We start from the raw sequence: 12,696 nt of genomic DNA, 5'->3' as shown, positions 1-12,696 counted from the left end.
GGGCGGGGCGCCAAGTTTACGAAAGGTGGGGGCGGGAGTACACCGTCCCGGCCCCCTTTCACAGCCACTGGAAGAATCAGGGAGTAGCCGGCGCCTTTAGCGGGGTTACGTTATTAGCGACCTCGGCCACCGGTGCAGGAGCAAGCGGCTGCGGGGCGCCCTGGGTCTGCTTGAGCAGGTCTTCCAGTCCACCCAGTGCACTGTGATTGCGCACCAGCTCTTCCTCCAGCGCGCGCAGGTCGGTGCGCTTGCTCTGGGTTTTCTGCTTCAGCTCGGTGAGCTTGATCAGGTGGCGGTTGAGCAGGTGCTTCTGGTACTGCACATGTTGTTTCAGCGGCTCCAGTACGCCATCCAGCCAACCATCAACCGTGGATATCATCTGGCTGTACATGCGCCCTACTTCATTCGCGAGCGTCGCCACAAAGCGCTCGGTAAGGCGGTTGCGGCGGGCGAGCAGGAGCTGGGGCGAGCGGCGCAACTGTGCTGCCTGGCGGTGCAGGCCGCGCAGCGCAGCGCGGAATCCGGCGATATCCAGGTGTTGCTCTGCAGAAATGATGTTGTTCAGGGTGGAGCGGTCGTAGATGGCATCGACAAGACGATTGGCCTGGTCCACTTCGCGCTCAAGGTTGGATAGCTGATGCTCGACACCGCCCATAAACCCGTCGATGGCGCGCGCCAGGCCGAGGGGTGACCAGCGTTCGTTCAGTGCGCTGCGGGTTTCATCGATCAACTGTTGCAGCTGCTGGCTGGAAACCGGGGCCAGCAGGGAGGCGCGCTGACGGGCGAGCATACGCTGGCTGGATTTCAGGGTGAGCAGTTCCTGATGGCAGAACTTGTGCTGCTCCTTGGCGGTGGCATGCAGCTGTTTCAGCTCTTCGATCTGCTCCGGGCTGGTGGCACCGTGACGCTTGAGGTGCTCCAGGGTTGCGCGACCGCTGTTGAGGCGACGCTTGAGCAGATCGCGGGTGTCGGCCATCAGGGTCAATGCCTGATGCAGGGAGCGGTGGTTGGCGACTTTGTCGCGGTGCTCCATCAGGCGCTGTACCAGCAGCCTTTCGAAGTCGCCGAAGCAGCTCTGCTTCAGCAGAATCGGATCGCGCTCGGCGCGGGCCAGCAGCGCCTTTTTCGCAGAGACGCCCACCACATTTTCCTGCGGCAGATCCAGCAGCTTGCTCACCTCAGCGCGCATCTTGCGCAGCATCTGCTCGGCATCTTCGTCCGGGTCATCCCACAGCACGTCGATCTTGTTCAGCAGCGCCATCACCGCGGTACCGCGATGTTCCTTCAGTGGTACCAGGTGGGTTTCCCACATATTCAGGTCGGTGCCGCTGACACCGGCGTCGGCGGACAGCAGGAATGCAACGGCCTGGGCGCTGGGGAGCGTAGACAGCGTCAGCTCGGGCTCATTGCCGAGTGCGTTGAGCCCCGGGGTATCGATAATGCGCAGTCCCTGGGCGAGCAGCGGGTGTGGCAGGGAGATCAGCGCGTAGCGCCATGCCGGGATCTGTACCAGGTTGCCATTGCCATCGAGGTGGCGGCGATCGAAACCGTAGCGCGCAGCCTCTTCTGGCGTCACCGCCTTGCTGGCAGCAACCCTCATCAAAGCCTTGCGGGTAGCGTCGGCATCGTCTGGATCGAAATCAAAATTGACCCACTTCTGCGGAATGCGACGGAAGCTTTCCAGACTGGTGTTGGTGGCGAGAGTCTCGATCGGCAGCAGGCGCACGGAAGCCTGTGCGCTGCCGTCACTGAATATTTCTGTGGGGCACATGGTGGTGCGGCCCGGGCGCGAGGGCAGCAGGCGCTTGCCATAGGTGTGCGACAACAGCGCATTGATCAGCTCGGTCTTGCCGCGGGAAAACTCGCCTACCAGTGCTACGGTGAACTGGTCTTCCACCAGCAGCTGGCGCGCCTGTTGCACGACCTGGCGAGCACCGGCGGAGTTGGGGAAATGCTCCTCCAACCAGTCATTGAAATAATTTAGCTGGCCATCGAGCCCCTTTTTCCAACGGTCGTAGTCGGCAATATGCTGGCGCAAGGTCACATCTTCCATGTTTAGGTGTTCTTATTGTTACTGCTAAGGGTATTTACGGATTTTCGTGCCATTTTCCTGCATGCAGCCGGCAAGTGAAAGCCTGTTGGCGGACTTTCGCGAACTGTGTAGAGGAATGGGGGTACGACGGAGGGTGACTGACAGTTAAGTCAGTTCGGGAGCCGGCGAGCGCGACTCCCGGAACAGCATTAAAAGGGGATATGCCAGAACAGGTTGTATACGAGCTGTGGCATTTGCGCGCTTTGCGCAAAGCCCACCAGCAGCTTGTCGGCGACCGTGAGCAGAATAAATACAAAGATCGGGCTGATATCGATCACTCCCAGTGGCGGGATAATCTTGCGCACCGGCGCATAAACGGGCTCCAGCACCTGACGCAACAGCATCAGCGCCGGATGGGTGCTCTGCGGTGCAACCCAGCTGACCACGATTGAAACCAGCATACCCACGAACAGAATAGCAATCAGTGTCATCAGTACACCGAGCAGCGCCCACAGCAGTGCGCTCAGGGGGTTCAGCATCCCGGCACCGGCGAGAAAGCCGGCCCCCATGATCATTACCCATCCCACCAGCATGGCGAGCACAAGTGATGCCATATCAATGCCAAACAGGCCCGGTACGATTTTGCGTAGTGGGCGCAGGAAGGGGTTGGTTACCTTGACGATGCCCTGGGAAATAGGATTGTAGAAATCCGCCCGCCCCACCTGCAGCATAAACCGCAGCAGTACCGCGAACAGAAACAGAATGCCGATAGTGGCGAGAATGAAAACGCCGATGTTACTGAAGGTGTTGACCATCAGAAGTCCTTTTTCCCAATCGATTATTTGTCGAGTTCTTTTGCCATTTCGGCCGCGCGCGCGGCGCAGTCACTCATCGCCTGCTCTACCAGTTGTGGCAGGCCGCCCTCCTGAAAGCGCTTGACCGCCCGCTCGGTGGTGCCGTTGGGGGACATGACATTGCGTTTCAGTTGCGCCACATCCACGTCCGCGGCCACCGCAAGTTTCGCCGCGCCCAGTGCGGTTTGCAAGGTAAGTCGCTCGGCATCCGCGCGATCCATTCCGGCCTTCTCCGCCGCATCGATCATGGATTCCATAAACTGAAAGTAGTAGGCCGGACCGGAGCCGGATACCGCGATCACCTGGTCGATGCCCGATTCCTGCTCCACCCAAAGGGCGATACCCACCGCATCGGCCATCTGGGTCGCGACGGATTTGTGCTCATCGGTTACACCTTCGCCCGCGTACAGGCCGGTAACCCCGGTGCCCACCAGCGCCGGGGTATTCGGCATGGCGCGCACGATCGGCACCCCGGCACCCAGCCAGCGCTGGTATGCGGTTAGCGGAATACCAGCCGCCAAAGTGATCACCAGGGGTTTGCGAGCGCTTACATCCTCGGCAATCGTCTCGCACAATTCCTTCATTACCTGCGGCTTGACTGACAGCACGATCACATCCGCGTCTTTTATCGCTGCCAGATTATCGGTACTGCCATGCACCCCGGTGCGGCGGCAAAAAGCCTTCAGCTTCTGCTCATCGCGGCCGGTGGCGACAATGTTTTCGGCCGGGTAGCCACTGGCCACCATTCCGCCAATCACTGCGCCCGCCATATTGCCGGCGCCGCCGATAAAGACCATTTTTTGATCAGACATTTAATCTCCTAACAGTTTGATAGCACTGCCGGCTGTCATCAGGAGCCCGCGCAGTAGCTTTGCTGTAGTTCTATTTGCGGGCACCGAAGATATCCGTGCCTATTCGCACAATGGTCGAGCCACTGAAGATGGCCGCCTCCATATCCCCGGACATGCCCATAGAAAGCGTATCCAGCGGCTGATCCGGCAGCTGTGACTTCAGCTCGTCCAGCAATCGGGAAAGCTGTATAAAAGGTGTGCGCTGATCCTCAGTTTCCCCGCGAGGTGCCGGAATCGCCATCAGCCCTCTCAGCCTCAAATTCGGCAGCGCCGCCACTGCCGCTGCGAGCGCCGGCAGTTTTTCCGGGCTGACACCAGACTTGCTGTCCTCGTTGTCGATGTTCACCTGCAGGCACACATTCAGCGGCGGCAGGTCAGCGGGACGCTGCTCAGACAGACGCCGTGCAATTTTTAAGCGCTCCAGGGAATGCATCCAGTGAAAGTGCTCCGCTACATCGCGGGTCTTGTTGGATTGCAGGGGGCCGATGAAGTGCCAGATGATGTCGCAGTCCTTCAGTTCCGCCTGCTTTTCCAGCGCCTCCTGCAGGTAATTCTCGCCAAAGTGGCGCTGGCCGGCATCATAGGCCACCCGCAGGTCCGCCGCCGGGCGAGTTTTGGAAACCGCCAACAGGGTGACGGAGTCGGCCTGCCGGTCACAACTACGACAGGCTGTGACGATCCGCTCAGTGACGGAATTGAGGTTTTCGGGGATAGACCCTTTGCGCATATACTGGGACCCAACTTTTGCTCGGCGGGCATTCTATGCGCTCATTGCCGCCGCGTCATATAAGAGAAGAATAAAGGGTAGCAGTATGGACATTACAGAACTCCTCGCCTTTAGCGCCAAACAGAACGCCTCCGACTTGCACCTCTCTGCGGGCCTGCCGCCGATGATCCGGGTCGACGGCGACGTGCGCCGTATCAACCTGCCGCCAATGGAGCACAAGCAGGTGCACGGCCTGATCTACGAGATCATGAACGACAAGCAGCGCAAGGACTACGAAGAGTTCCTCGAGACGGACTTCTCTTTCGAAGTCCCCGGTGTAGCCCGCTTCCGTGTGAACGCCTTCAACCACAACCGCGGTGCTGGCGCCGTATTCCGGACCATTCCCTCCAAGGTACTCACCATGGAAGACCTGGGCATGGGCCAGGTGTTCAAGCAGATCTCCGATACGCCCAGAGGTCTGGTTCTGGTTACCGGCCCGACCGGTTCCGGTAAGTCCACCTCGCTCGCTGCGATGATTGACTACATCAACGACAACAAATACGAGCACATCCTCACCGTCGAAGACCCGATCGAATTCGTGCACGAATCCAAAAAATGCCTGGTGAACCAGCGGGAAGTGCACCGCGATACCCACGGCTTCTCCGAAGCACTGCGCTCGGCACTGCGTGAAGACCCCGACATCATCCTCGTGGGCGAGATGCGAGACCTCGAAACTATTCGCCTCGCACTGACTGCCGCGGAAACCGGCCACCTGGTATTCGGCACCCTGCACACCACCTCCGCCGCCAAGACCATCGACCGTGTTGTCGACGTATTCCCGGCGGAAGAAAAAGCCATGGTGCGCTCCATGCTTTCGGAATCCCTGCAGGCGGTAATTTCCCAGACCCTGCTGAAGCGCAACGGCGGTGGTCGTGTTGCCGCCCACGAGATCATGCGCGGTACCCCTGCGATCCGTAACCTGATCCGCGAAGACAAGATTGCGCAGATGTACTCCGCCATCCAGACCGGCGCCAACGTGGGCATGCAGACCATGGACCAGTGCCTGCAGGATCTTGTGGAAAAACGCATCATCAGCCGCGAAACCGCGCGCGAAAAAGCGAAAATGCCGGAGAATTTCTAAGATGGAAATCGAACGACTGTTACAACTGGTCACCGAGAAAGGCGCGTCCGACCTGTTCATCACCGCCGGCGTGCCCGCCTCCATCAAGCTGCACGGTAAAATCGTCCCCGTTACCACCAGCCCACTGACGCCGGAAAAAGCCCGCGAGATGGTGGTCGGCATCATGAACGAGCGCCAGAAAAAAGAGTTTGCGGAGACCAAAGAGCTCAACTTCGCCATTTCTGTACGCAATGTTGGCCGTTTCCGGGTATCTGCTTTCTTCCAGCGCAACCTGGTCGGCATGGTGCTGCGTCGTATCGAAACCAAGATCCCGACCATCGATGGGCTTGGCCTGCCGGAGCAGCTCAAAGAATTGGCGATGACCAAGCGCGGCCTCATCATCTTTGTGGGTGCAACCGGTACCGGTAAATCCACCTCGCTGGCCTCCATGATCGGCCACAGGAATGAAAACTCGAAGGGTCACATCATCTCCATTGAAGACCCCATCGAATTTATCCATCAGCACCGCGGTTGTATCGTCACCCAGCGCGAAGTGGGACTGGATACCGACTCGTTTGAGACCGCACTGAAAAACACTCTACGTCAGGCACCCGACGTCATCCTCATTGGTGAGGTGCGCTCCCGCGAGACCATGGACCACGCCATCGCTTTCGCCGAAACCGGGCACCTGTGCCTGTGTACCCTGCACGCCAACAACGCCAACCAGGCGCTGGATCGGATCATCCACTTCTTCCCGGCGGATCGTCACCAGCAGTTGTGGATGGACCTGTCGCTGAACCTGCAGGCCATGGTCGCCCAGCAGCTGGTACCGACCCCGGACGGCGACGGCCGTCGCGCCTGTCTCGAGATCATGATCAATACCCCGCTGATGTCGGACCTGATCCGCAAGGGCGAGGTGCACAAAATGAAGGAGCTGATGAAGCGCTCCACCGAGCAGGGCATGCAGACCTTCGACCAGGCGCTGTACGAACTCTACGACCGCGGCGAAATCACCTACGAAGACGCCCTCGCCCACGCTGACTCCGCGAACGACCTGCGCTTGATGATCAAGCTCAAGTCCGAGTCCGACGCCGAGTACCTCAACAGCGCCGCCGACGAGCTGAGCCTCGCCAGCGATTCCGATAGCGGTAACGGTCCGCAGATTTACTGATTAGGTCTGCCGAGAGGGTGCGGTTTTGACACTAGTAAGTGCCGTCGCCCTTTTCGGCGCGATGATCGTTCTGGCCGCGATCCCCGGTCCCGGCATTTTCGCAGTAATGGCGCGTGCCGCCAGCGGCGGCATGCTGCACGGCCTGATCACATCGATAGGTATCGTGTTCGGCGATTATGTGTTTATCGCCCTGTGCCTTTCCGGCCTCGCTTATATCGCGGATGTAATGGGTAGCGCATTCATTGCGATTAAATACCTGGGGGCCGCCTATCTGATCTGGCTGGGCTATAGCCTGTTACGGGCGCACGGGGCGAAAGCGGAGATCGAAACCACCTCGAAGAAATCCCTTGCCTCAAGCCTGCTGCTGGGTTTGACCACCACCCTCAGCAACCCCAAGGCCATACTCTTTTACCTGAGCTTCTTCCCCGCATTCCTTCCCCTGAGCAGCATCACGGTAGTAGATGCACTGATTATTTTCGCAATCGCGACCTTCGCGGTTGGTGGCGTCATGCTGATTTATGCATGGGCGACAGTACGCGCTCGGTCACTCCTAAAAAATCGCTCGGAAAGCAGAGTGTTTAATTTAGTCGGTGGAAGCCTGTTAATTGGCAGCGGACTCTGGATGGCCGCACGCAGTGCCTGACTGCAGGGCAGTTATATGAAGTTTTGTCTCCGAATTTTATTTCCACTCTCATTGTGTGCTTTTTTCGCAGGATGCGATTCTGACGCGGATACAAACAGTCACCCTCCGGATCGCATTTTCGTAAACGGCAACATCCTCACGCTGGATACTGAAAACAGCGCCGCAAAAGCGATCGCAGTTTCCGATGGGAAAATTCTGGCGATAGGCGAGGTCGCCGATATACGAGCACTTGCTAGCAGTGGCACAGAAGTCGTCGAGCTCAACGGAAAAACGTTACTTCCCGGTTTTGTTGCCGCCCACGAACACCCGGCCATCAGTGCGGTGTTCCGTAACTTCCTGGACATGAGTGGTTTTACCCACAGCACCGCCACCGAGGCCTGGCGCGCACTTGAAGCGGCTGTTGCAGTAACACCGGCTGGCAACTGGATCTATGCAAAGGGACTGGACCCGGTCTTGCTGAAGGGACTCGAAACACCCACCCGCAATCAGCTCGATCAAATTGCACCGGAACACCCGGTATTTATTCTCGCCCAGAGTATGCACACCGCCTGGGTAAACTCCGCCGCGCTGGCGGCCATGGGTATCGATGAAAGCTCACCTGCGCCCGGTGAAGGCTCTTACTATGGACGCGATGGAGGTGGACGCCTCAACGGCATGCTGGTGGAGAAGGCGGCGCTGGAGCCATTTATCGCTCCACATAAAAACCCGTTGAAGGTCACCTCCGCTTACGAGGCGGAGCTGACTGACTTGCGAAAAGCGGGTTACACCACTGTGGCGTCGCTGGGATTCAATGTGCCAGCCTGGCTGGCGAAGTGGGCATCCAGCGATAATTTCAAGCCGCGTATTCGCCAGTTTTTTTATTATCGCGGGGAAAACCTGGACAAGCTGAACGGCCACCCGAAAGTCGACAGCGATTACTTCCGCATACTGGGCGCCAAGTTCTGGTACGACGGCTCGCCCTATAGTGGCAGCATGGTTATAGAAGAGCCGTATGCTGAAAGTCCGCTCAGCGAACAGCTCGGCATTGCTCACGGCAGTCATGGGGCGCCGGTCGTCGGCGCGTCGGAACTTCAGGCGCAACTGCATGACTTCGATGGGCGCGACTGGCAGACCGCCACCCATGTACAGGGCGATCGGGCCGCGCAGGAATTTCTGCAAATTCTCCAGCGGGAATTCGATTCCTTATCCGATGCGGAACAACAGGCGTTTATCCACAGACGCCACCGTCTTGAACACGGGCTGATGCTGAATGATGCTGTGTTGCCTCCACTGGCCAAACTGGGCATCACCCCCAGCTTCCATATCAATCACCTTTACTACTACGGCGATGCTTTGAAAGATCAGCTAATCGGGCCAGAGCGCGCGGAAAATCTTTTGCCTTTGCGCACTGCATTTGCCCTCGGCATGCGCCCGACGTTACACGCGGACAGCCCCATGTTCCCGGCAGATCCTTTCAGCCTGATGCAGACCGCCACCACTCGCCAGTCGCGTGCGGGCACTGTACTCGGCACCGATGAAGCCATCACTCCAATTCAGGCACTGCGTGCCATGACCATCAATGGTGCATGGCAGCTGGGTATAGAGCAGGAGGTCGGCTCGCTGGAAGTGGGGAAGTACGCGGACCTGGTCATTGTGGATAAAAACCCGCTGACCACCCCGGTGCAACAATGGCGGGACATTCGCGTAATGGAAACGTGGATCGCCGGAAGACAGTAGGCGTTTTCAGGCCATCTCTGAAAGCAGGGATTTAATACTGGTCAGCAGACGTCGCGATACCGGCGGTGTATGCGCGCAGCCGCCCATGGTTACCCGGTAGCCATCGCAGGTTTTTTGCAGCCCAGTAATGTATTTCCGCGCCACAATCGCACTGCGGTGCACCCGCACAAAGCGGCCGCCGAATTCCGCCTCCAGCTCTTTCAAAGCTTCATCCAGTATGGTTTCACCGCCACTGTGGTGGGCAACAACGTATTTGTCTTCGGCGATAAAACAGCGGATATCGTCTACATCAATCAACTGCACGCCGCGGCGGCTCACCGCTTTTATCTGGCGGCGGCCGCTGCTGCTGGGCAGTGAATTTGTGGGTTCGGCTTGCAGTAGTTGCGGTTTGCTCAGTCTTCGCGCCTGGGCAATCGCCTGTGCCAGTTGTTCCACATTGACGGGCTTGAGCAGGTAACCCGATGGAGCAACCGCAAAGGCAGGGAGCGCAAACTCGTCGTGGGCGGTGCAGAATATGATCGCAGGCGGGTTGGGTCGGTTGGTGATTTGGGTGGCGAGTTGGAGCCCGTTTTCTCCGGGCATTTCGATATCCAGTAACAACAGGTCCGGGTCGAGTGAATCCAGCTGTTGTAACGCGCTTTCCCCATCGGCAGCTTCTCCCAGCAGTTGGCAACCATGAATAGTCTGCAACTGTCGGGCCAACCTGGCCCGTGCCAGTGGCTCGTCATCGACGATCAGCACACCCAGTGGACGTTCGGTAGCACTCATTTGGCCACCTCACCGGAGGGCACTGCTACTGGCTCAGTTGTTCTGGTTTCCGCACTTGCACTTAACGGCAGCCGAATTTCGACGCGGTACTCTTGTTCGCTCTCTGCACCGCACTCTTTATCGTGCGTTCCCGCGGTAAAGCGGAAGCGGTCGCCGTAAAACGCACCAAGACGCTGGCGAATATTTTCCATCGCCATACCGTTGCCCACATGGACATTGCGGTAAGTTTTCGTCCCGGTTTTTGCTTCAGATTCTGCAACAGGATTATGAATCGACAATAGCAGTTCGCGCGTCTCACTGCCAATGACATTTTGACGACGAATGACGTTTTCCCGAATCGAAATTTCAATGGTGCCGCCGCGGCGCAAGCGCGCCACACCGTGCAATACGGCGTTCTCCAGCAGCGGTTGCAGCAGCATGGAAGGCAGTTGTACCGGGCCGGAAAAATTATCCACATGCCAGGACTGTTGCAGACGATCGCCAAGGCGCAAGGACTCTATTTCCAGATAGTGTTTTGCCAGAGCAACTTCCTGCTCCAGCGGCACCATTTTAGAGTCCGCCAGTGATGCGCGAAACAGTGCAGAGAGGTCCTCCACCAATTTTTCCGCGCGTTCCGCGTCCACCGCAATCAGGCTGGCAAGACTGTTCATACTGTTGAACAGAAAATGCGGGCGGATGCGCGACTGCAACGCCTCGATACGCGCGCCCAGCTCCGCCTGCTGCTGGTTATGTAATTGCTGCTGTACATAGGCGTAGCGCAGCACCACCCCCGCACAGATGGCACCCACCAGCAGATTCGCCAGCAGGGCCCAGTAATCAATACCAGCACCTGCCATATCCGCCAGCCACCACTGCTGGGCCAGCAGCACTGCCAGCAGCACTGCAAGCACGGTGGAGTAACTCAGAGCGGCAGCCGTTTTATGGGAAAGGCGAGCCAGACGCGGGCGCAGTCGGCACAGAATGGCAGCGGACGGCAGAATGGCCCACTGCACTGTAAGAGACACAAGCCCCAGGCGCTGCCAGTTGAAGGGGTTCAAACCCTCACCGGCCAGTACAAGCACCAGCGCCAGTAGCTCGCCCATCAGCACCAGGGCGGCCACACCGGTCACATTACACAGGTCGGGAAGGAACGGGGCCGGGTCAGATGAGGAAGCCGAATCGGGACTCCCAGAGCCTTGGCGCGCAGAATCTTTGCCATCAGGGGCAATTTCGCGAATTTGCTGCGCTATAATGCCCGCCGCTTGCGCGGGCCGGGAAGATGCCATACTGCGTTATCTTTTATTCTGGACTCGCTCTCGAGACAGTGAAGATACCGCCATCCCGGATCGACTTCCATATCCCGACTCACAAACCCAATTTGCAAACCCAGTTCACATTCGACCAGAGGCAGCATGAGCAACGATAACTCCTCCACAAATAATGCACAGAACCCGGCAGCCAAGCTGTGGGGCGGCCGCTTCAGTGAAGCCACCGATGCGTTCGTGGAGCGCTTTACCGCCTCGGTCATGTTCGACCAGCGCATGGCTCTGGAAGATATCCAGGGCTCCCTGGCTCACGCGCAGATGCTGTCGGAAGTGGGCGTGCTGACGGAAGACGAATTCAAGCAGATCGAGGGTGGTCTCAAGGACATCGCCGAGGAGATCAAGGCCGGGGAGTTCCCCTGGTCTGTAGCGCTCGAAGATGTGCACATGAACATCGAGGCACGCCTGACCGACCGCATCGGCGCCACCGGCAAGAAGCTGCATACTGGTCGCTCGCGCAACGACCAGGTGGCCACTGACATTCGCCTGTGGCTGCGCAACCGCATCGACCAGATTGCCGCCGAGCTCACCCGCCTGCAGACCGGCCTGGTGGATCTCGCGGAGAAGGAAGCAGACACCATCATGCCGGGCTTTACCCATCTGCAGAGTGCACAGCCCGTCACCTTCGGCCATCACCTGCTCGCCTGGAACGAGATGCTGACCCGTGACTTTGACCGCCTGATGGACTGCCGCAAGCGCGTCAACCGCTCGCCGCTGGGTGCGGCCGCGCTGGCCGGCACCAGCTACCCGATCAACCGCGCGCGCACCGCCGAGCTGCTGGGCTTTGACGCGCCCACCGAGAATTCCCTGGATTCCGTCAGCGACCGCGACTTCGCCATTGAATTCTGTGCTTTCAGCGCCCTGCTGCTGACTCACCTCAGCCGTGCCAGCGAAGAACTGGTGCTGTGGACCTCCAGCCAGTTCGACTTTATCGACCTGCCGGACCGTTTCTGCACCGGCTCCTCGATCATGCCGCAAAAGAAGAACCCGGACGTACCGGAACTGGTGCGCGGCAAGACCGGCCGCGTCAACGGCCACCTGATTGCCCTGCTCACCCTGATGAAGAGCCAGCCGCTGGCCTACAACAAGGACAATCAGGAAGACAAGGAGCCGCTGTTCGACGCCGCCGATACCGCGCTCGACTGCCTGCGCGCCTTCGCCGATATGGCCCCCGCACTGAAACCGAAGAAAGAAAACATGCTCGCCGCTGCCGGCAAGGGTTTCTCCACCGCCACCGACCTGGCGGACTATCTGGTGCGCAAGGGTGTGGCCTTCCGCGATGCCCACGAAATCGTCGGCCAATCAGTGGCTTTTGCTATCGAAAAAGATTGCGACCTGGCGGATCTGAGCCTGGCGGAATTGCAGAAGTTTTCTGAAGTGATTAGCGATGATGTGTTCGACGTGCTGACGCTGGAAGGTTCTGTCGCCGCCCGTGACCATATCGGTGGTACAGCGCCGAACCAGGTACGCGCGGCCTGTGAGCGCGCGCGCAGGTTGATTGCCTCGCGCTAATCAGAATCCAGTCGATAGCGTC

11 protein-coding genes are annotated in these 12,696 nt (G+C 58.8%); 5 read left to right on the top strand and 6 right to left on the bottom strand.

The genetic code is table 11. From position 1 onward, the window contains the following. Nucleotides 1-76: 76 nt before the first annotated feature. The 4 genes from LC059_RS14660 to LC059_RS14645 all read right to left on the bottom strand — a co-directional run bounded on the left by LC059_RS14660 (nucleotide 77) and on the right by LC059_RS14645 (nucleotide 4,464). The gene (locus LC059_RS14660) at nucleotides 77-2,053 is read right to left on the bottom strand and encodes a dynamin family protein (RefSeq protein ID WP_226704617.1); all 1,977 of its coding nucleotides are present in this window, start codon (nucleotides 2,051-2,053) and stop codon (nucleotides 77-79) included. A 188-nt stretch (nucleotides 2,054-2,241) separates the two neighbouring features. Beyond that, the gene (locus LC059_RS14655) at nucleotides 2,242-2,847 is read right to left on the bottom strand and encodes a YggT family protein (RefSeq protein ID WP_226704616.1); all 606 of its coding nucleotides are present in this window, start codon (nucleotides 2,845-2,847) and stop codon (nucleotides 2,242-2,244) included. Between the two features lie 23 nt (nucleotides 2,848-2,870). Beyond that, entirely contained in the window at nucleotides 2,871-3,698 is an 828-nt protein-coding gene (gene proC, locus LC059_RS14650) for a pyrroline-5-carboxylate reductase (RefSeq protein ID WP_226704615.1), read from the bottom strand. A gap of 70 nt (nucleotides 3,699-3,768) precedes the next feature. Further along, nucleotides 3,769-4,464 (bottom strand): YggS family pyridoxal phosphate-dependent enzyme, encoded by a 696-nt coding sequence (locus LC059_RS14645; RefSeq protein WP_226704614.1) that lies wholly within the window; start codon nucleotides 4,462-4,464, stop codon nucleotides 3,769-3,771. Between the two features lie 85 nt (nucleotides 4,465-4,549). Here LC059_RS14645 and LC059_RS14640 point away from each other — a divergent pair, with 85 nt between their 5' ends. Genes LC059_RS14640 through LC059_RS14625 form a run of 4 tightly spaced genes read left to right on the top strand, consistent with a single transcriptional unit; the run spans nucleotide 4,550 to nucleotide 9,093 of the window. Then, nucleotides 4,550-5,584, top strand: a complete 1,035-nt coding sequence (locus tag LC059_RS14640) for a type IV pilus twitching motility protein PilT (protein ID WP_226704613.1) — start codon at nucleotides 4,550-4,552, stop codon at nucleotides 5,582-5,584. A 1-nt stretch (nucleotide 5,585) separates the two neighbouring features. Next, entirely contained in the window at nucleotides 5,586-6,734 is a 1,149-nt protein-coding gene (locus LC059_RS14635) for a PilT/PilU family type 4a pilus ATPase (protein ID WP_226704612.1), read from the top strand. 25 nt (nucleotides 6,735-6,759) lie between these two features. Further along, nucleotides 6,760-7,377, top strand: a complete 618-nt coding sequence (locus tag LC059_RS14630; protein WP_226704611.1) for a LysE family translocator — start codon at nucleotides 6,760-6,762, stop codon at nucleotides 7,375-7,377. 15 nt (nucleotides 7,378-7,392) lie between these two features. Next, complete coding sequence (locus tag LC059_RS14625; protein ID WP_226704610.1) at nucleotides 7,393-9,093, top strand: amidohydrolase; 1,701 nt, start codon at nucleotides 7,393-7,395, stop codon at nucleotides 9,091-9,093. A gap of 6 nt (nucleotides 9,094-9,099) precedes the next feature. On the opposite strand, the gene LC059_RS14620 is transcribed toward LC059_RS14625, so the two are convergent. Continuing rightward, complete coding sequence (locus LC059_RS14620; protein WP_226704609.1) at nucleotides 9,100-9,861, bottom strand: LytR/AlgR family response regulator transcription factor; 762 nt, start codon at nucleotides 9,859-9,861, stop codon at nucleotides 9,100-9,102. Next, nucleotides 9,858-11,126, bottom strand: coding sequence for a sensor histidine kinase (locus tag LC059_RS14615; RefSeq protein ID WP_226704608.1), 1,269 nt, complete (start codon nucleotides 11,124-11,126; stop codon nucleotides 9,858-9,860). Before LC059_RS14615 ends, LC059_RS14620 begins: the two co-directional genes overlap by 4 nt. 126 nt (nucleotides 11,127-11,252) lie before the next feature. Between LC059_RS14615 and argH the strand changes: the two genes are divergently transcribed. Beyond that, nucleotides 11,253-12,674, top strand: a complete 1,422-nt coding sequence (gene argH, locus LC059_RS14610; RefSeq protein ID WP_226704607.1) for an argininosuccinate lyase — start codon at nucleotides 11,253-11,255, stop codon at nucleotides 12,672-12,674. The last annotated feature ends 22 nt before the right edge of the window (nucleotides 12,675-12,696 follow it).

This window comes from Microbulbifer elongatus, assembly GCF_020524885.1.
Taxonomy (GTDB): Bacteria; Pseudomonadota; Gammaproteobacteria; order Pseudomonadales; family Cellvibrionaceae; genus Microbulbifer; species Microbulbifer elongatus_A.
This window is presented reverse-complemented; position numbering and strand designations above follow the sequence as displayed.

What these genes read in the sequence shown, in the direction of transcription:
- LC059_RS14645 (WP_226704614.1), bottom strand. Translation starts at nt 4,464, where the DNA reads ATGCGCAAAGGGTCTATCCCCGAAAACCTCAATTCCGTCACTGAGCGG.
- LC059_RS14640 (WP_226704613.1), top strand. Translation starts at nt 4,550, where the DNA reads ATGGACATTACAGAACTCCTCGCCTTTAGCGCCAAACAGAACGCCTCC.
- LC059_RS14625 (WP_226704610.1), top strand. Translation starts at nt 7,393, where the DNA reads ATGAAGTTTTGTCTCCGAATTTTATTTCCACTCTCATTGTGTGCTTTT.
- argH (WP_226704607.1), top strand. Translation starts at nt 11,253, where the DNA reads ATGAGCAACGATAACTCCTCCACAAATAATGCACAGAACCCGGCAGCC.
- LC059_RS14620 (WP_226704609.1), bottom strand. Translation starts at nt 9,861, where the DNA reads ATGAGTGCTACCGAACGTCCACTGGGTGTGCTGATCGTCGATGACGAG.
- proC (WP_226704615.1), bottom strand. Translation starts at nt 3,698, where the DNA reads ATGTCTGATCAAAAAATGGTCTTTATCGGCGGCGCCGGCAATATGGCG.
- LC059_RS14655 (WP_226704616.1), bottom strand. Translation starts at nt 2,847, where the DNA reads ATGGTCAACACCTTCAGTAACATCGGCGTTTTCATTCTCGCCACTATC.
- LC059_RS14615 (WP_226704608.1), bottom strand. Translation starts at nt 11,126, where the DNA reads ATGGCATCTTCCCGGCCCGCGCAAGCGGCGGGCATTATAGCGCAGCAA.
- LC059_RS14635 (WP_226704612.1), top strand. Translation starts at nt 5,586, where the DNA reads ATGGAAATCGAACGACTGTTACAACTGGTCACCGAGAAAGGCGCGTCC.
- LC059_RS14660 (WP_226704617.1), bottom strand. Translation starts at nt 2,053, where the DNA reads ATGGAAGATGTGACCTTGCGCCAGCATATTGCCGACTACGACCGTTGG.